Origin of the sequence: Pseudomonas sp. 30_B, assembly GCF_017491605.1 — a bacterium.
Taxonomy (GTDB): Bacteria; Pseudomonadota; Gammaproteobacteria; order Pseudomonadales; family Pseudomonadaceae; genus Pseudomonas.
Map to the genome: position 1 here is coordinate 216,726 of NZ_JAFGYY010000005.1, position 16,195 is coordinate 232,920.

Annotated in this window: 21 protein-coding genes and 1 riboswitch; of the genes, 7 read left to right on the top strand and 14 right to left on the bottom strand. The window is 66.7% G+C overall.

Annotation, left to right across the window (positions count from 1 at the left end; genetic code table 11):
- Window positions 1–33 precede the first annotated feature (33 nt).
- From J5M67_RS07495 to nrdR, 13 genes are all read right to left on the bottom strand, one after another.
- Complete coding sequence (locus J5M67_RS07495; RefSeq protein ID WP_207884681.1) at window positions 34–837, bottom strand: cobalamin-binding protein; 804 nt, start codon at window positions 835–837, stop codon at window positions 34–36.
- Window positions 837–1,253, bottom strand: a complete 417-nt coding sequence (locus tag J5M67_RS07500; RefSeq protein WP_207884682.1) for an MFS transporter — start codon at window positions 1,251–1,253, stop codon at window positions 837–839. The genes J5M67_RS07495 and J5M67_RS07500 overlap by 1 nt, the downstream gene beginning before the upstream one ends.
- Window positions 1,250–1,879 carry a GTP cyclohydrolase II gene (gene ribA, locus J5M67_RS07505; protein WP_207884683.1) on the bottom strand — a complete coding sequence of 210 codons (630 nt, stop codon included), beginning with the start codon at window positions 1,877–1,879 and terminating at the stop codon, window positions 1,250–1,252. Before ribA ends, J5M67_RS07500 begins: the two co-directional genes overlap by 4 nt.
- Window positions 1,880–1,996: 117 nt before the next feature.
- The gene (locus J5M67_RS07510; RefSeq protein ID WP_207884684.1) at window positions 1,997–2,644 is read right to left on the bottom strand and encodes a TIGR02281 family clan AA aspartic protease; all 648 of its coding nucleotides are present in this window, start codon (window positions 2,642–2,644) and stop codon (window positions 1,997–1,999) included.
- 5 nt (window positions 2,645–2,649) lie between these two features.
- Complete coding sequence (locus tag J5M67_RS07515) at window positions 2,650–3,393, bottom strand: ABC transporter substrate-binding protein (RefSeq protein ID WP_207884685.1); 744 nt, start codon at window positions 3,391–3,393, stop codon at window positions 2,650–2,652.
- A 65-nt stretch (window positions 3,394–3,458) separates the two neighbouring features.
- The gene (locus J5M67_RS07520; RefSeq protein WP_207884686.1) at window positions 3,459–3,974 is read right to left on the bottom strand and encodes a phosphatidylglycerophosphatase A; all 516 of its coding nucleotides are present in this window, start codon (window positions 3,972–3,974) and stop codon (window positions 3,459–3,461) included.
- 2 nt (window positions 3,975–3,976) lie between these two features.
- Window positions 3,977–4,936, bottom strand: a complete 960-nt coding sequence (gene thiL, locus J5M67_RS07525; RefSeq protein WP_207884687.1) for a thiamine-phosphate kinase — start codon at window positions 4,934–4,936, stop codon at window positions 3,977–3,979.
- 102 nt (window positions 4,937–5,038) lie between these two features.
- A complete protein-coding gene (nusB, locus tag J5M67_RS07530) occupies window positions 5,039–5,461 on the bottom strand; it encodes a transcription antitermination factor NusB (protein WP_243434567.1) in 423 nt (140 codons plus the stop codon).
- A 50-nt stretch (window positions 5,462–5,511) separates the two neighbouring features.
- Window positions 5,512–5,988 carry a 6,7-dimethyl-8-ribityllumazine synthase gene (ribE, locus tag J5M67_RS07535; RefSeq protein WP_081517125.1) on the bottom strand — a complete coding sequence of 159 codons (477 nt, stop codon included), beginning with the start codon at window positions 5,986–5,988 and terminating at the stop codon, window positions 5,512–5,514.
- 230 nt (window positions 5,989–6,218) lie between these two features.
- Window positions 6,219–7,325: a bifunctional 3,4-dihydroxy-2-butanone-4-phosphate synthase/GTP cyclohydrolase II gene (gene ribBA / locus J5M67_RS07540; protein ID WP_207884689.1), complete on the bottom strand. Its 1,107-nt coding sequence runs from the start codon at window positions 7,323–7,325 to the stop codon at window positions 6,219–6,221.
- Between the two features lie 16 nt (window positions 7,326–7,341).
- Entirely contained in the window at window positions 7,342–8,010 is a 669-nt protein-coding gene (locus J5M67_RS07545; protein ID WP_207884690.1) for a riboflavin synthase, read from the bottom strand.
- 156 nt (window positions 8,011–8,166) lie between these two features.
- A riboswitch (FMN riboswitch) is annotated at window positions 8,167–8,329 on the bottom strand.
- A gap of 111 nt (window positions 8,330–8,440) precedes the next feature.
- Window positions 8,441–9,541, bottom strand: coding sequence for a bifunctional diaminohydroxyphosphoribosylaminopyrimidine deaminase/5-amino-6-(5-phosphoribosylamino)uracil reductase RibD (gene ribD, locus J5M67_RS07550; RefSeq protein WP_207884691.1), 1,101 nt, complete (start codon window positions 9,539–9,541; stop codon window positions 8,441–8,443).
- Entirely contained in the window at window positions 9,538–10,002 is a 465-nt protein-coding gene (nrdR, locus tag J5M67_RS07555) for a transcriptional regulator NrdR (RefSeq protein WP_207884752.1), read from the bottom strand. The genes ribD and nrdR overlap by 4 nt, the downstream gene beginning before the upstream one ends.
- A 139-nt stretch (window positions 10,003–10,141) precedes the next feature.
- Here nrdR and J5M67_RS07560 point away from each other — a divergent pair, with 139 nt between their 5' ends.
- The 3 genes from J5M67_RS07560 (at window position 10,142) to trxA (ending at window position 12,290) form a co-directional block, all read left to right on the top strand.
- Window positions 10,142–10,597, top strand: a complete 456-nt coding sequence (locus J5M67_RS07560) for a YbaY family lipoprotein (RefSeq protein WP_207884692.1) — start codon at window positions 10,142–10,144, stop codon at window positions 10,595–10,597.
- Window positions 10,594–11,250, top strand: a complete 657-nt coding sequence (locus J5M67_RS07565; RefSeq protein WP_207884693.1) for a 50S ribosomal protein L11 methyltransferase — start codon at window positions 10,594–10,596, stop codon at window positions 11,248–11,250. The genes J5M67_RS07560 and J5M67_RS07565 overlap by 4 nt, the downstream gene beginning before the upstream one ends.
- 170 nt (window positions 11,251–11,420) lie before the next feature.
- Window positions 11,421–12,290, top strand: coding sequence for a thioredoxin (gene trxA, locus J5M67_RS07570; RefSeq protein ID WP_207884694.1), 870 nt, complete (start codon window positions 11,421–11,423; stop codon window positions 12,288–12,290).
- A 114-nt stretch (window positions 12,291–12,404) separates the two neighbouring features.
- Here trxA and J5M67_RS07575 read toward each other — a convergent pair whose 3' ends face one another.
- Window positions 12,405–12,749, bottom strand: a complete 345-nt coding sequence (locus J5M67_RS07575) for a hypothetical protein (protein WP_207884695.1) — start codon at window positions 12,747–12,749, stop codon at window positions 12,405–12,407.
- 129 nt (window positions 12,750–12,878) lie between these two features.
- Between J5M67_RS07575 and J5M67_RS07580 the strand changes: the two genes are divergently transcribed.
- From J5M67_RS07580 to J5M67_RS07595, 4 genes are all read left to right on the top strand, one after another.
- The gene (locus tag J5M67_RS07580) at window positions 12,879–13,457 is read left to right on the top strand and encodes a DUF2796 domain-containing protein (protein WP_207884696.1); all 579 of its coding nucleotides are present in this window, start codon (window positions 12,879–12,881) and stop codon (window positions 13,455–13,457) included.
- 16 nt (window positions 13,458–13,473) lie between these two features.
- Window positions 13,474–14,181 (top strand): ABC transporter ATP-binding protein, encoded by a 708-nt coding sequence (locus J5M67_RS07585; protein WP_207884697.1) that lies wholly within the window; start codon window positions 13,474–13,476, stop codon window positions 14,179–14,181.
- A 2-nt stretch (window positions 14,182–14,183) separates the two neighbouring features.
- Window positions 14,184–15,449, top strand: coding sequence for an ABC transporter permease (locus tag J5M67_RS07590; protein WP_207884698.1), 1,266 nt, complete (start codon window positions 14,184–14,186; stop codon window positions 15,447–15,449).
- A gap of 152 nt (window positions 15,450–15,601) precedes the next feature.
- Window positions 15,602–16,120 (top strand): DUF3299 domain-containing protein, encoded by a 519-nt coding sequence (locus tag J5M67_RS07595; RefSeq protein WP_207884699.1) that lies wholly within the window; start codon window positions 15,602–15,604, stop codon window positions 16,118–16,120.
- Window positions 16,121–16,195 lie beyond the last annotated feature (75 nt).

The following is a 16,195-nucleotide window of genomic DNA, read 5'->3' on the forward strand; positions in this document are numbered from 1 at the left end:
GTAGGAGCGAGCTTGCTCGCGAACCGGCCCGGTTCAGTCCGCGACCTTGGCCCCCGCCAGCAACCGGCAGAGCTTCTCGGTGGCATCGAGCATGGCGTAGCTCGGCCGTTCCAGGTTCTTGTCGGGGATCGGCCAGAGCTGGCCCAGGCGGGTGGCGGTCAGTTGCGGCATCCGCGTCCAGGCTTGCAGCTCGGCATGGCTGCCGCCCAGGATCACCTCCGGATCGCGCGCCAGCACCGCCTCCTGGCTGACCTGCGGCGCCGGCAGGCTGAGGTCGGCGAACAGGTTGCGGCCGCCGCACACGCCCAGCGCATCGCTGATGATCTGGTTGCCGCCCAGCGTATAGAGCGGGCGATTCCAGACCTGATAGAACACCTTCAGCGGCCGCTCCCGCCGGTACTGGCTACGCAGCGCCTGCAAGCGCTCTTCGAATTGCCGCGCCAGCGCCCGCCCCTGCTCCTGCCGGCCCAGGCGCTCGCCCAGATCGCGCAATTGCCGCGCGACATCGTCCAGGCGATGGGGATCGGCGAGATAGACGGGAATACCGAAGGATTTCAGCTGGGCCAGTTGCGCGTCCGGCACCGCCCCCGGCCAGACCAGCAGGAGGTCGGGGCGCAGGGCCAGCACCTGCTCCAGGTTCACCTGGCCGTAGCGCCCCACCGAGGCCAGGCCATCCAACGCCGGCGGACGCGGCCCGCCGTCGAGCACGCCAACCAGCCGGTCGGCCGCGCCCAGTTCGAGCACCATGTCGGTGAGGGACGGCGCCAGGCTGACCACCCGCTCCGCCGCCGCCAACGGCAAGGCCAGCAGCGTGAGCAGGCAGAGAATGCGGCGCATCAGACGAGCTGGCGGGGAATACGGTACAGCCAGAGGATGACCAGGCTGGCCAGCCCCAGCAGCAGGACGGCCACGCCGCTCAGATTGACCAGCACCGCCAGGGCGCCAATCCAGGCCGGCAGGCTGCCGACCAGTACACCATGGCGTTGCGCGGCGCCCAGCGCCTGCCAGGCCGCCGGCTCGTCGGCCGTGTCGCGGGCATTCTGCGCAGCGACCAGCGCACGCTTGTAGCCACGGAACAACGGCAGGGTGAGGAACATCGAGATCAGACCGGCTACGAAAGCCGGCGTGGCCAGCGCTTCCGGCCAGCCCGTTTCACCCGCCAGCGCCAGCAACAGGTGCTGCGGCGCCAGCGCGAGGGCCAGCAACAGCCACCAGATCAGAGTCAGCCGGCGCCGGGCGACGGCGCGGTTCACGAAGCGGAAACCTCGGCCTCGGCTTCGCCCTGGTGCATGTTGCCCAGCATGTGGCCGAGCTTGCCGGCCTTGGTCGCCAGGTAGCGCTTGTTGTGCGGGTTCAGGCCCTTCTGCAGCGGCACGCGCTCGGCGACGGTCAGGCCGTAGCCTTCCAGTGCTTTCACCTTGCGCGGGTTGTTGGTCATCAGCTTCAGCGAGCAGACGCCCAGGTGCTTGAGCATCGGCAGGCACATCGCGTAGTCGCGCTGGTCGGCGCCAAAGCCCAGGGCCAGGTTGGCTTCCACGGTGTCCGCCCCCTCGTCCTGCAGGGCATAGGCGCGGATCTTGTTGAGCAGGCCGATGCCACGGCCTTCCTGACGCAGGTACAGCAGCACGCCGCGACCTTCCTTGGCGATGGCGGCGAGTGCGCCTTCGAGCTGGAAACCGCAGTCGCAGCGCAGGCTGAACAGCGCGTCGCCCGTGAGGCACTCGGAATGCAGACGCCCCAGCGCCGGCTGGCCGTCGTCGAGCTGGCCCATGGTCAGGGCGACGTGTTCCTTGCCGGTCTCCTCATCGAGGAAACCATGCATGGTGAACTCGCCGAAGGGGGTGGGCAGCTTGGAGGCGGCGACGAAAACGACAGACACCGGAAACTCCTGAAAGATTTATCTATGGAAGGAGGACCGGCATTGTAGCAGCAGCGCCGGCCGCACCGTCATTGCGAATTCTGCAAGATAAGCATCGACGCTATCGATGGAAGCGCCTCAGTGCTTGGCCTGGATATACATCATGCCCTGGTCCTCACGCCAACCCACCCGGTTGAGATAGCTCATGCCGAGCAGGATTTCGGTGGGGAACTCACCTTCCAGCACCACCGCCTCGACGCCCAGCACCTCAACGCCACCGAGTTTCACGCTGTTGAGCGAAATACGCCATCCCTTGGCCGTACCACTGGCGGTGGACGCCATCATCGGCGTGCCAACGGCGCGGTAGTCGATGCCCAGCCGGCGCGCCTGGCCTTCGTTCATCGCCACGGTGGTGGCGCCGGTATCCACCAGGAACTGCGCACTCTGGTGGTTGATGGTCCCGGAAACCCAGTAATGGCCGCCGGTGCCGCGGGCGATGCCCATTTCGGTGCGTGCCGCCGGTGCCGAATAGCCCTCGCCGTTGTACTCGCGCTCCAGCTCGTAGGTTTGCTCCGTGCCACCGACACGCAGCACCGCCTTGTGGGCATCGGCACTGACCAACTGGACGCCATCCGGACCGGTCTGCCCCACCTTGAGCAGTTTGCGCTGGCCATCGATGTTGAGCACCGCAGCTCCTGGGAACAGCCCCACCACCCGCACCTGGGGCGCAGCCAGCGCCAGCGCGGAACAGAGGGAGAGGCACAAGGGCAGGAACAGACGCGGCATCACGATCACTCCTTGGGTGGCAGCAGCGGCTTGAGTGGGGCATAGGGCCAATCCCAGCGGGCGAACAGGCGCTCCAGCTCACCAGTGCGGTAGAGCACCTGCATGCGCGCATCGAACAGACGCGCGAGCGCGCGGCCACGTTCGTTGTTGGCAAAGCCAAGATACAGCGGAATCGAGGCGACTTCGGTGATCCGGTAGGCGCTGGCATCGACGCCCTTGCCCTGAAGCATCTCCTCGAGCTCGGGGCGGGCATCGATGAAATAGTCGATCCGCCGGCTGTCGAGCATCGGCAGTGCAGAGCTGCGACGCTGCAGCTCGTTGCGCTGGCTTACGTGTTCCAGGTAACGGTCGAAGGAATAACCGCGCATCCAGGCCAGGCGGTAGCGGTCCAGATCCACCGGCTTCGGTACCGGCGACGCCTTGAGCCCCAGCGCGCCGATCGGGTCGACGTCGAAAGGCCAGCGCGGGTAGATCACATTGCTGATTTCATCGCGATAGGCACCGACCCAGGCATCCGCCTCGCCACGCTGCACCAATCCGACCGAGCGCACATAGGGCTCGCTGCGCGGGACCAGGCGCACGCCCTCCGGCTCGTACAGGGCGCGCAGCAGGTCCCAGGCCAGTCCGCGACCATCGGCCTGGGTGTAGTTGGCCCACGCCTCGCTGGCGACGCGGATTTCAGTGGGCGGAGCATCAGCCAACGCCGGCAGCCACCACAGCATGCAGAGCAGGCACAGCAGTCGGCGCATCGATCGTCCTCAGAGCCTGTTTCCAACGCAGCATGGGCAAGCGCAGGCAGACATCGGACCGGCCCTCAGATCAGCCAGCGGGCCCAGCCCCATGTCAGCCCCTGCATCACCAGCCAGGCGAATACGCCGGCCAGCACATCGTCCAGCATGATGCCCACGCCGCCATGGACGTTGCGGTCGATCCAACTGATCGGCCAGGGCTTGGAGATATCGACGATGCGGAACACCACGAAACCCACCAGCAACCACCACCAACCCTCCGGCACCAGCCAGAGGGTGATCCACATGCCGACCATCTCGTCCCAGACGATCCCTTCGTGGTCGTGCACGCGCAGATCGTCCGCGACCCTGCCGCACAGCCAGAAACCGAACAGCATGGTCACGCCCAGCATCAGCCAATACCCCCAGTCCGGGAGCATCTGCCACAGCGGTATGAAGGGTAGCGCAACCAGCGAACCCCAGGTGCCGGGCGCCTTGGGCAAGGTGCCGGAACCGAAGCCGAAGGCCAGGAAATGCCAGGGGTTGCTCCATACCGAATGGGGCACGGGTTGGGCCGGGGCCTGGTTGGGGTGTTCTGTCACGGTCACTCCATGAAATGCAGGTAGCCGCCCTGGCGCGGCGTGATATCGGCGCCCCGTCCGTCCAGCACACGGACACCGGAGCCAGACTCCACCCTACCGACCACGCGCAGGGCCGGCCAGTTCGCCGAAAGAGCCGGCAGATGCTCGGCAGGCAGGGTAAAGGCAAGCACGTAGTCATCACCGGCGCCCAGCTTGAGCTGCTGTGCGCGCTCGGCGCCCAGCAAGGCTTCCAGCGCGGGACTCTCGGGCAGTTTGTCGGCTTCGACGATGAGCGCCACGCCCGAAGCGCGGGCGATGTGCCCGCAGTCGGCGAGCAGCCCGTCGGAAATATCCAGTGCCGCCGTGGCCTTGCCGCGCAGCGCCTGACCAAAGGCCAGCTGCGGCTGCGGCGACCAGTAGCGCGCCAGCAGCGGCTCGGCGATGGCCGCCTCGGCGGTCAGCTCGCCCAGCACCAGTGGCAGGGCACCGCCCGCCTCGCCCAACGCACCGCCAACGCAAAGCAGGTCGCCCGGCCGCGCACCGGCGCGGGTGATCGCCTGCCCGGCGGGCACGCCGCCGAACACGGTGATGGTCATGGACAGCGGGCCGCGGGTGGTGTCGCCGCCGATCAGCGCCATGGCGCATTCCTGAGCCTTCAGGTTCAGGCCGCGGGCGAAACCCTCCAGCCAGGCCGGATCGGCCTCGGGCAGGGTCAGGGCCAGGGTGAAGCCGATGGGCGATGCCCCCATGGCCGCCAGGTCGCTGGCGGACACCGCCAGGGCGCGCTGGCCAAGGAGGAAGGGATCGCAGACGGCGGGAAAATGCACGCCGACGACCAGGGTATCGGTAGAGATCGCCAGCTGTTCGCCGGCTTTTGGCGCCAGCAGCGCGCAGTCATCGCCGATCCCCAAGGCCACTGCCTCGCCACCGGCCGCACAGGCGGCCGAGGCGAAGTAGCGACGGATCAGCTCGAACTCACCCATGCTCAGAACCTGTTCAGGATCTGAAGCGGGAGGCCGTCAGCGGAACGTAGAGCAGCGCATGGATTCCGATCACGGTCTCGCAGTAGGAGCATGGACAGGTTCTCAGCGCTTGGCGCCACGCAGCTCCGCTGCGCGCAGGCGCGGAGCGAGCTTGTCCAGCACACCGTTGACGAACTTGTGTCCGTCGGTGGCGCCGAAGGTCTTGGCCAGCTCGATGCCTTCGTTGATCACTACCTTGTACGGCACGTCCAGGCGGTTGCGCAGCTCGTAGGTGGCCAGGCGCAGGATGGCCAGTTCCACCGGGTCGATCTCTTCCAGCGCACGGTCCAGGCAAGGGGTGAATTCCTTGTCCAGATCGCTCTTCAGGCGCGGCACGCCGTGCAGGATCTCGTGGAAATAGGCGCCGTCGACATCGCTGAAGTCGTTATCGACGCGGAAAGCCGCTTCGATCTCGTTGAGCGGCTGGCCCGCCATCTGCCAGGAATACAGGGCCTGCACCGCGAGGCTGCGGGCCTTGCGACGCATGGCGATCTTGTTCGGCTTGGCGGGCTTTGCCGGAGTGCCGCTGTCCTGGCTCACTTGGCCTCCAGCTGCGACAGCAGGCTCACCATTTCCAGGGCGGACAGGGCAGCTTCGGCGCCTTTGTTGCCGGCCTTGGTGCCGGAGCGCTCGATGGCTTGTTCAATGGAGTCGACGGTCAGCACGCCGAAGGCGACCGGCACGCCGAACTGCAGGGAAACCTGCGCCAGGCCCTTGGTGCACTCACCGGCTACGTATTCGAAGTGCGGGGTGCCGCCACGGATCACCGCGCCGAGGGCGATGATGGCGTCGAACTCGCCGCGCTGGGCGACTTTCTGGGCTACCAGCGGGATTTCAAAGGCACCCGGGGCGCGGATCACGGTGATTTCGCTCTGGGCGACGCCGTGGCGAACCAGCGCGTCGATGGCGCCTTCCACCAGGCTTTCCACCACGAAGCTGTTGAAGCGGCCAACCACCAGGGCAAAGCGGCCTTTGGGGGCGATGAAGGTACCTTCGATGGTCTTCAGGGTCATGGGCAGGTCTCGTCTGTTAAAGAGCCGGAGCGTTCAGCAACGCTCCGCAAATAGGGTAGAAGAACGGCGCCGCGGTGCCAGGGCACGGCGGCGGGGTTCATTCGGATAGTCCTGAGCACATCGCGAGGGCAGGCCTGGCATGTACGGAATCGCCGGAAACACGCAGTTTACTGGAGTAAACGAGCATTTCGAGGCGATTCCCAACGCGGCCCGACCAAGCGCAGCCGCGATCAGTGCTGCCCGTCAGCGGGCAGGTATTCTACAACTTCCAGGTCGAAACCGGATATCGCGTTGAAGCGCATCGGCGCCGACATCAGGCGCATCTTGCGCACGCCCAGGTCGCGCAGGATCTGCGAACCGGCACCCACGGTGCTGTAGGTGGTGGTCGGCTTCTGCACCGGCGCGTGGGCGTTGGTGATCTCGCGAACGTGCGCCAGCAGGTCTTCGCCGCCGACCTGATGGCCGAGCAGCAGGACCACGCCGGTGCCGGCCTCGGCCACCTTGGCCATGGCCGCGCGCAGGCTCCAGCGGCCCGCCTGGTTGACCATCAGCAGGTCGCGCAGCGGATCGGGGTTGTGCACGCGCACCAGGGTCGGCTCTTCCGGGCAGACGTTGCCCAGGGTCAGCGCCAGGTGCACGTCGCCTTCCACGGAGTCGCGGTAGGTGATCAGGTTGAACTGGCCCAGTTCGGTGTCCAGCTTCTGCTCGGAGAGGCGCTCGACAGTGCGCTCGTGGATCAGGCGGTAGTGGATCAGGTCGGCGATGGTGCCGATCTTGATGCCGTGCTGCTGGGCGAACTCTTCCAGTTCCGGGCGACGGGCCATGGTGCCGTCGTCGTTCATGATCTCGCAGATCACACCGGACGGCTCGAAGCCCGCCATGCGCGACAGGTCGCAGGCCGCTTCGGTGTGGCCGGCGCGAGCCAGCACACCGCCCGGCTGAGCCATCAGCGGGAAGATGTGACCGGGGCTGACGATGTCGGCGGCGACGGCGTTCTTGGCGGCAGCAGCCTGCACAGTGCGGGCACGGTCAGCGGCGGAGATGCCGGTGGTGACGCCTTCGGCGGCCTCGATGGAGACGGTGAACTTGGTGCCGAAGCCGGAACCGTTGCGCTGCACCATCAGCGGCAGGCCGAGGCGTTCGCAGCGTTCGCGGGTCATCGGCATGCAGATCAGGCCACGGGCGAAGCGCGCCATGAAGTTGATGTCTTCGGTGCGGACGCACTCGGAGGCGATGATCAGGTCGCCTTCGTTCTCGCGGTCCTCGTCATCCATGAGGATGACCATCTTGCCCTGACGCATGTCGTCGAGCAGTTCTTCAATGCTGTTGAGTGCCATACGGGGACAAGCCTTATCAGTGTTTCAGAAAGCCGTTTTCGGCCAGGAATGCTTCGGTGATGCCGCCAGCGCCGGCCGCAGGTTCCGCCGCCTTGTCGCCCAGCAGCAGACGCTCCAGGTAGCGCGCCAGCAGGTCCACTTCGAGGTTGACCAGACGGCCGCCACGGTAGTCGGCCATGATGGTTTCCTGCACGGTGTGCGGAACGATGGTCAGCTCGAACTCGGCGCCATTGACTGCGTTGACCGTCAGGCTGGTGCCATCCACGGTGATCGAGCCCTTGAGCGCGATGTACTTGGCCAGCTCGCGCGGCGCGCGCACGGTGAACTGGATGGCACGGGCGTTTTCCTCGCGCTTGACGATCTCGCCGACGCCGTCGACGTGACCGCTGACCAGGTGGCCGCCCAGGCGGGTGGTCGGGGTCAGGGCTTTCTCCAGGTTCACCCGGCTGCCGATCTTGAGCTGAGCGAAGGCGGTGCGCGCCAGGGTTTCGCGGCTGACGTCGGCCCAGAAGCCGTCGCCGGGCAGTTCGACGGCGGTCAGGCAGATGCCGTTGACCGCGATGCTGTCGCCGAGCTTGACGTCGGCGAGGTCGAGCTTACCGGTCTTCACGTACAGACGGACGTCACCGCCCTTGGGAGTGATGGCGGCGATGCTGCCGATGGATTCGATTATGCCGGTGAACATGGGGCCTCCCACACGGCGAAGGCGGCTGGCCGGCAGGCCCGCGATGCCAACTGGGAACGATGTTGCATGGTGGCGAACTCCTGTTTTGGTTAGAAAACAGGGCGTATCGGATCGAAGGGATTTCGCGGACGTGCGCAGGCACGCCCCGGTGGCTCATCCCGTTCTCTCTTCATCCGGACTGTTACCGTCGGCCCCGGAATCACACCGGGTCTGCTGACCTTACCCTTGCGGCGAACCGGTCCGGGCAAGCGCTCGCGGGCTAGGCGTATTGCACGCCATTACCGCCGGTGGGGACTTGCACCCCGCCCTGAGAACGTCAATCGCGGTCGTCTACAACCTCGACCGCGTGTGGCGTTTTACCACAGGCCGACACAAGTCGGAAGGTTCTGTTTATTCCGCCACCGCATTCGCCAGGCGACGAGCGCAGCCATCAGCGGGGGCGCGCGGTGACCAGCCAGTCGTCGCCCACCGCGCGGATATCGCTGATCTTCAGCTCGCGGGACTGGGCCATGCGCTCCAGCGGCAGCTCCAGCAGCGGGCGCGCGGAGGAGCCGAGCAACTTGGGCGCCATGAAGATGCAGTACTCGTCGACCAGCTCCTGGCGGGCGAAGGCGCCGGCCAGGCGCGGCCCGGCCTCCACCAGCACCTCGTTGACGCCACGGCGGCCCAGTTCGGCCATCAGCGCGGATAGATCGACCTGGCCATCACTCCCGGCCAGTACCAGCAGTTCGTGACCCGCCTCGGCATAGCCCGGGGCTTGCCGCGTGCTGACTACCAGCGCCGGGCCTGCCTGGAAGAACGTGGCGCTCAGCGGCACACGCAGACGGCCATCGATCAGCACGCGCAGCGGCGGGCGGCGCCTTGCCAGATCGGTCTGCTCGGCATCGAGCCCGAGTTCAGCGGGGCGGACGGTCAGCCGGGCATCGTCCATCAGCACGGTATCGGCGCCGGAGAGCACGACGCTCGACTGCGCGCGCAGCCGCTGCACGGCCTGGCGCGCGGCCGGGCCGGTGATCCACTGGCTTTCGCCACTGGCCATCGCGGTGCGGCCGTCCAGGCTCATCGCCAACTTCACGCGGACGAACGGCAGGCCGGTCTCCATGCGTTTGAGAAAGCCCTGGTTCAGCGCGCGCGCTTCGCTCTCCAGCACGCCGGAACGCACCTCGATACCCGCCTCGGCAATACGCTTCATGCCGCTGCCGGCCACCTGCGGATTGGGGTCCTGCATGGCGGCCACGACCCGAGCCACGCCGGCCGTCACCAGCGCATCGGCGCAGGGCGGCGTGCGGCCGAAGTGGCTGCAGGGCTCCAGGGTGACATAGGCGGTGGCGCCACGGGCCTTGTCGCCGGCTTGGCGCAGGGCGTGGACCTCGGCATGCGGCTCACCGGCGCGCACGTGCCAGCCTTCGCCGACCACTTCGCCTTCACGCACGATGACGCAGCCCACACGAGGATTGGGATGGGTGGAGTACCAGCCCTTGCGCGCCAGCTCGATGGCGCGGGCCATCCAGAACTCATCCAGCGCACTCATTCCTTGGACGGCTCGCGGGCCAGGCGCTCGATTTCCTCGCGGAACTCGTTGAGGTCCTGGAAGCGGCGGTACACCGAGGCGAAGCGGATGTAGGCGACTTCATCGAGTTTCTGCAACTCGGCCATCACCAGTTCCCCCAGCACCCGCGACTTCACCTCGCGCTCACCGGTGGCGCGCAGCTTGTGCTTGATGTGCGCCAGCGCCTCCTCCAGCCGTTCGATGCTCACCGGGCGCTTCTCCAGCGCGCGCTGCATGCCGGCACGCAGCTTGTCCTCGTCGAACGGCTGACGGCTGCCGTCCTGCTTGATCAGGCGCGGCATGACCAGCTCGGCGGTCTCGAAGGTGGTGAAGCGCTCGCCGCAGTTCAGGCATTCGCGGCGACGGCGGACCTGATCGCCTTCGGCGACCAGCCGCGAATCGATGACTTTGGTGTCGTGGGCGCCGCAGAAGGGACAATGCATGGCGGGTCTTGTACGAATGAGGGAAAGGCTCATGGTAGCGCATCGCTCCGCCGATGAAACCCTGGCTCCCCCGAGACAAGCCGAACGCTTTAGGCTATACAGGCGCCCGCCTGGAAATGTGCCGCGATGGAGTCCGCCCATGTCCGCCCGTCTGCTCTGCCTGTCCCTGATCGCCCTGCTCGCTGCCTGCTCCAGCGACAAGCCGGCACCTGCCCCGCAGGCTCCGCAATCCGCGCCCGCCCGCGCTGCATCGGCCGAATCCCCCATACCGGCCAACATGCGCGCGCTGAGCGGCCAGCTCAGCAGCCGCCAGGGTTACCTGCCCGCCGGCGGTGAAGTGGAACTGGCGCTGCTGGTGATCGATGAACGTGACCGCCCGCAGCAGCTGCTCTCCAGCGAGAAGCTGATCGCCACCGGCCAGGCGCTGCCCTTCCGCCTGGTGTTCAATCCGCAATCCTTCCCGAGCGGCGCTCGCGTCGAACTGCACGCCCGCGTCTCGCAGTCCGGCCAGCTCGCCTGGCGCCTGACGCCGGTGCGCATCTTCCAGCCGGAATCCCAGGCCCTCGGCGAGCTGCGCCTGGAGCGCGTACCGTGACGGCACCGCTGCCGCTGCAGCAAGCGCTGAGCGAACTGCTGGGCGACGCCCGCCTGGTGGCCGAGCGCCTGCCCGGCACCGACATCGAGCTGTGGCTGATCGACGCGCAGAACATGGATCGCGCTTTCAGCCCGGACGAGACCCGGCGCATCCTCGAAGACCCGCCCTACTGGTGCTTCTGCTGGGCCAGCGGACTGGTGCTGGCGCATTGGCTGGCCGAAAAGCCGGAATGGGTGCGCGGCAAGCGCGTGCTGGATTTCGGCGCGGGCTCCGGCATCGCCGCCATCGCCGCCGCGAAAGCCGGTGCCGCCGAAGTGGTGGCCTGCGACCTCGACCCGCTGGCACTGCTGGCGTGCCGCGCCAACGCCGAGCTGAACGGGGTCGAGCTGAGCTACTCGGACGATTTCTTCAAGGAGGCGGACCGCTTCGACCTGATCATCGTCGCCGACGTGCTCTACGACCGCGCGAACCTGCCGCTGCTGGACGAGTTCCTCAGCCGTGGCCGCGAAGCCCTGGTGGCCGACTCGCGGGTGCGCGACTTCAGTCATCCGCTGTACCAGCGCCTGGGGATTCTCGAAGGCTGCACCTGGCCGGATCTGGCCGAGCCGGCCGAATTCCGCCATGTCAGCCTTTACCACGCGCGGCGCGGCTGACACACGGCACCGGCGCCCCCCTGTAGGAGCGGGCCATGCCCGCGATCGCGCCCATGGGGCGCACCTACAAAGGGGAATGCAGCCCCCAGCCGTGTGGGTTGTTTCCGTCAGGCACCGCCCCCACTTATAGTGGCAATCACCCTCATCGCCCCACTCGCCCGAGATTCCCCATGAGCGATACGCCCTACATCTTCGACGCCAGCATCGCCAACTTCGATCAGGTCGTCATCGAGAACTCCTTCCACAAGCCGGTCCTGGTGGACTTCTGGGCCGACTGGTGCGCCCCGTGCAAGGCATTGATGCCGCTGCTGGCGCAGATCACCGAGTCCTACCAGGGCGAGTTGCTGCTGGCCAAGGTCAACTGCGACATCGAGCAGGACATCGTGATGCGCTTCGGCATCCGCAGCCTGCCCACCGTGGTGCTGTTCAAGGATGGCCAGCCGGTGGACGGCTTCGCTGGCGCGCAGCCCGAATCGGCGATCCGCCAGATGCTCGAACAGCACGTACAACCCCCGGCTCCGGCCGCCGCCGACCCGATGGAATCCGCGCAAGCCGCCTTCAACGAAGGTCGCTTCGCCGAGGCCGAGGCCCAGCTCAAGGCCCTGCTGGGCGAAGACAACACCCACGCCGCCGCGCTGATCCTCTACGCCCGCTGCCTCGCCGAGCGCGGCGAACTGGGTGAAGCCGAGACCGTGCTCGGCGCGGTGAAGAGCGACGAGCACAAGCAGGCGCTGGCCGCCGCCAAGGCGCAGCTGACCTTCCTGCGCCAGGCCGCCGACCTGCCGGACGCCGCCGCGCTGAAGACCCGCCTGGCCGCCGACGCCAACGACGACGAAGCCACCTACCAGCTGGCTGTCCAGCAACTGGCCCGCCAGCAGTACGAGGCAGCGATGGACGGCCTGCTCAAGCTGTTCGTGCGCAACCGCGGCTACGGCGAAGACCTGCCGCGCAAGACGCTGGTCCAGGTGTTCGACCTGCTGGGTAATGATCACCCGTTGGTGATTGCCTACCGTCGCAAGCTGGCGAACGTGTTGTATTGATCGAGCCGCCGCCGCGTTCGCGGCGGGAAATCGACCTTGTAGGAGCGAGCTTGCTCGCGAACCAAATCCCGCAGCGGGGCTGTTCGCGAGCAAGCTCGCTCCTACGAAAAGCTTCTACTCCTCCACCCAGTTGAATACCTGCACGCCCTCGCGTACCTCGATCTTCACCTTCGGGCTATGGCGCAGGCGCACCAGCAATCCCTTCGCCGCCCCTGCACTGCCGGCCAACGCCTCCAGTTCACCCAGCAATTGCGGACCTTCCGTGCTGCCACTACGGCGCAGCAGGTCCTGCGCAGCTAGCCAGAGTTGATCGGCCGGACCGCTCGCTGCCGGCACTGGCGCAACAGGCGCCACGGCAGCAGCCGGCAGGTTCTGCGCCAGCCGCGCCCAGTCGGCGTCATCCATTTCCACGGTCAGGTCCACCGGCCAGTCGCCGATGGTGCCCTTGATTCTCAGCATCGCCCTTCTCCTCGCGGCCTTTCGCGCATGCTCCCACGGCGCGGCTATCGCGCCAAACGAACGCTAAGCTGGCGTTAATAATTCATCTGTTATAACGTAACAAAATCATTCATCAGACCGGAGTTTCCCATGCGCCCCCTGCTCCTCGCTGTCGCCCTGCTGCCCCTCGCTGCCCAAGCCCACGACGAACATGAACACGGCAGCCTCGGCAAGCACGAGCATGGCGTCGCCCAGCTCAACGTCGCCCTCGACGGCAAGACCCTGGAACTGGAGATGGACAGCCCGGCGATGAACTTCGTCGGCTTCGAGCACGCCGCCACCAGCGATGCCGACAAGGCCACGGTCGCCGCCGTGCAGGCCCAGCTCAAACAGCCGCTGAAACTGCTCAACCTGCCCGCCTCGGCCCAGTGCAGCGTGCAATCGGTGGAACTCTCCAGCCCGCTGTTCGGCGACGCGCCCAAGGCCGAAGAGGATCATGACCACGAGCATGCCGACGGCGACCACGACGAACACGAGGGCCATCAGCACGCCGACATCGACGCCCATTACCAGCTGACCTGCGCCCAGCCGCAGGACCTTGCCGGCCTGAATTTCGCGCCGCTGTTCAAACGTTTCCCGGCCACTCAGAAAATCCAGGTACAACTGATCGGCCCGAACGGCCAGAAGGGTGCAGAATTGACCGCCGCCACCCCGACCCTGAACTTCTGATTGTCGACCCACCGAAATGATCGCACTGCTCGAACTCGACAACCTCGGCTTCGCCTGGCCCGGCCAGGCGGAGCTGCTGGATATCCCCGCCTTCCAACTGGCCCCTGGCGAAACCCTGTTCCTCAAGGGCCCGTCCGGCAGCGGCAAGACCACCCTGCTCGGCCTGCTCGGCGGCGTGCAGCGCCCCCAGCGCGGCAACGTGAAACTGCTCGGCGAGGACATCGCGCAGATGAAGTCGGCGCGCCGCGATCATTTTCGCGTCGACCACACCGGCTACATCTTCCAGCAGTTCAACCTGCTGCCGTTCCTTTCGGTGCGGGAGAACGTCGAGCTGCCCTGTCATTTCTCGCGCAGCCGCGCCGAGCGCGCGACCCTGCGCCACGGCAGCGTCGCCAAAGCCTCGGAAACCTTGCTCAAGCACCTGGGCCTGGGCGACACCGCGCTGATCGAGCGCCGCGCCGACAGCCTGTCCATCGGCCAGCAGCAACGCGTCGCTGCCGCCCGCGCGCTGATCGGCCAGCCGGAACTGGTGATCGCCGACGAGCCGACCTCAGCGCTGGACGCCGACGCCCGCGAAGCCTTCCTCCAACTGCTGTTCGCCGAATGCCGCGAGGCCGGCGCCAGCCTGCTGTTCGTCAGCCATGACCAGAGCCTGGCGCCGCTGTTCGACCGCAGCGTCTCGCTCGCCGACCTCAACCGCGCCGCCCGCGCGCCGGGAATCTGAGCATGTACCTGTTGCGCCTGGCGCTCGCCAGCCTGTCCAACCGCCGCTTCACCGCACTGCTGACCATCTTCGCCATCGCCCTCTCCGCCTGCCTGCTGCTGGCGGTGGAGCGCGTGCGCACCGAGGCCAAGGCCAGCTTCGCCAGCACCATTTCCGGCACCGACCTGATCGTCGGCGCCCGCTCCGGCTCGGTGAACCTGCTGCTCTATTCGGTGTTCCGCATCGGCAACGCCACCAACAACATCCGCTGGGAAAGCTACGAGACAGTCACCCACAGCCCCCTGGTGAAGTGGGCGATCCCGATTTCCCTGGGCGACTCGCACCGCGGTTACCGGGTGATGGGTACCGACACCGGCTACTTCGAGCATTACCGCTTCGGTCGCGGGCAGACGCTGGAGCTGGCCGAGGGCCGGCCGTTCGGCCAGGACCTGTTCGACGTGGTGCTCGGCGCCGAAGTCGCGCAGGCGCTGCACTACAAGCTGGGCGACAAGATCGTCCTCGCCCACGGCGTCAGCACCATCGCCCTGGTGCAACACGACGACAAACCCTTCACCGTGGTCGGCATCCTCAAGCGCACCGGCACCCCGGTGGACCGCACCCTGCACATTTCGCTGCAGGGCATGGAGGCGCTGCACGTCGACTGGAAGAATGGTGTTCCAGCCCGTGGCGCCACGCGCATCAGCGAAGACCAGGCACGCAGCATGGATCTGCAACCCAAGGCCATCACAGCCTTCCTGCTCGGCCTGAAAAGCAAGGTCGCCACCTTCACCCTGCAACGGCAGATCAACGAATACGATGGCGAGCCGCTGATGGCGATTCTCCCGGGCGTTGCGCTGCAGGAACTGTGGGGACTGATGGGCACGGCGGAGAAGGCGCTGTTCGTGGTCTCGCTGTTCGTCGTGCTGACCGGCCTGATCGGCATGCTCACCGCCATCCTCACCAGCCTCAACGAGCGCCGCCGCGAAATGGCCATCCTGCGCTCGGTGGGCGCACGGCCCTGGCACATCTTCGGCCTGCTGGTAGCCGAGGCCTTTGCCTTGGCGCTCGCCGGCGTGGCGCTGGGCACCGGCCTACTCTATGCCGGCATCGCCGGTAGCCAGGCGTACGTGCAGGCCAACTACGGCATCTTCCTGCCACTGGCGTTGCCCAGCGCCTATGAATGGTCGCTGCTGGGCGGCATACTCCTGGCCGCGCTGCTGATCGGTTGTGTGCCGGCCTGGCGTGCCTATCGGCAGTCGCTGGCCGATGGGTTGTCGATCCGCCTCTGAGAGCCAGCCCATGAGCGGCTGCGCGTCGGCATAACTGCGTTGGAAATGGGTCAGGGATGCTCATTTACAACGTGTAAACTCCGCTCCCTGCCCCATTTCCGCCTTGTTCTGCGCTAGCTCGCTCGCCCATGAACAGACTCTGAGGAAGCCCGATGCGCCGCCTGTTTTTCCTGTTGTTGATGCTAACCAGCGCCGCTGCCTGGGCGGCGCCGCGCGAGCTGACCTGGCCCGAACTGATCCCCGAGGGCGCGCCGCCGCCCCCGCCGCCGGTACCGTTGCATGACCTGTCGAAACTCTCCGACGTACTCAATTCGGAGAGCGGCCCGGCCGTGAAGCAGCAGACACCCAACGCCCCGGTGGTGCAGGCGCTGGACGGGCAGGAAGTGAAGATGCCGGGCTACATCGTGCCGCTGGAAGTGGAAGAGGACGGCCAGACGGTGCGCGACTTCCTGTTGGTGCCTTACTACGGCGCGTGCATCCATGTACCGCCGCCTCCGTCCAACCAGATCGTCTATGTTCGAGGCGGCAAGGGCGTAAAAGTCGACGAGCTTTACCAGCCCTTCTGGATTACCGGCAAGCTGAGCGTGAAACCGGTGGAAAGCGATCTCGCCGACGCCGGCTACCAGATGCAGGCGAGCACTATCGAACCCTACGAGTACACCGGCCAATAAAGCGCGACGCTTAGTCGCACCCCGAGATACTACGAAGCTTGGGGGCTTTATTGAGCCAAATCAAAAGTGCACTTT

Excerpts from the sequence above, each read along its gene's own strand:
- J5M67_RS07515 (WP_207884685.1), bottom strand. The coding sequence starts at position 3,393 with ATGCGCCGACTGCTGTGCCTGCTCTGCATGCTGTGGTGGCTGCCGGCG.
- J5M67_RS07590 (WP_207884698.1), top strand. The coding sequence starts at position 14,184 with ATGTACCTGTTGCGCCTGGCGCTCGCCAGCCTGTCCAACCGCCGCTTC.
- thiL (WP_207884687.1), bottom strand. The coding sequence starts at position 4,936 with ATGGGTGAGTTCGAGCTGATCCGTCGCTACTTCGCCTCGGCCGCCTGT.
- nusB (WP_243434567.1), bottom strand. The coding sequence starts at position 5,461 with ATGCGTCGCAAGGCCCGCAGCCTCGCGGTGCAGGCCCTGTATTCCTGG.
- J5M67_RS07585 (WP_207884697.1), top strand. The coding sequence starts at position 13,474 with ATGATCGCACTGCTCGAACTCGACAACCTCGGCTTCGCCTGGCCCGGC.
- ribE (WP_081517125.1), bottom strand. The coding sequence starts at position 5,988 with ATGACCCTGAAGACCATCGAAGGTACCTTCATCGCCCCCAAAGGCCGC.
- ribBA (WP_207884689.1), bottom strand. The coding sequence starts at position 7,325 with ATGGCACTCAACAGCATTGAAGAACTGCTCGACGACATGCGTCAGGGC.
- nrdR (WP_207884752.1), bottom strand. The coding sequence starts at position 10,002 with ATGCATTGTCCCTTCTGCGGCGCCCACGACACCAAAGTCATCGATTCG.
- J5M67_RS07580 (WP_207884696.1), top strand. The coding sequence starts at position 12,879 with ATGCGCCCCCTGCTCCTCGCTGTCGCCCTGCTGCCCCTCGCTGCCCAA.
- J5M67_RS07560 (WP_207884692.1), top strand. The coding sequence starts at position 10,142 with ATGTCCGCCCGTCTGCTCTGCCTGTCCCTGATCGCCCTGCTCGCTGCC.
- ribD (WP_207884691.1), bottom strand. The coding sequence starts at position 9,541 with ATGAGTGCGCTGGATGAGTTCTGGATGGCCCGCGCCATCGAGCTGGCG.
- J5M67_RS07595 (WP_207884699.1), top strand. The coding sequence starts at position 15,602 with ATGCGCCGCCTGTTTTTCCTGTTGTTGATGCTAACCAGCGCCGCTGCC.
- J5M67_RS07575 (WP_207884695.1), bottom strand. The coding sequence starts at position 12,749 with ATGCTGAGAATCAAGGGCACCATCGGCGACTGGCCGGTGGACCTGACC.
- J5M67_RS07510 (WP_207884684.1), bottom strand. The coding sequence starts at position 2,644 with ATGCCGCGTCTGTTCCTGCCCTTGTGCCTCTCCCTCTGTTCCGCGCTG.
- trxA (WP_207884694.1), top strand. The coding sequence starts at position 11,421 with ATGAGCGATACGCCCTACATCTTCGACGCCAGCATCGCCAACTTCGAT.
- J5M67_RS07545 (WP_207884690.1), bottom strand. The coding sequence starts at position 8,010 with ATGTTCACCGGCATAATCGAATCCATCGGCAGCATCGCCGCCATCACT.
- J5M67_RS07495 (WP_207884681.1), bottom strand. The coding sequence starts at position 837 with ATGCGCCGCATTCTCTGCCTGCTCACGCTGCTGGCCTTGCCGTTGGCG.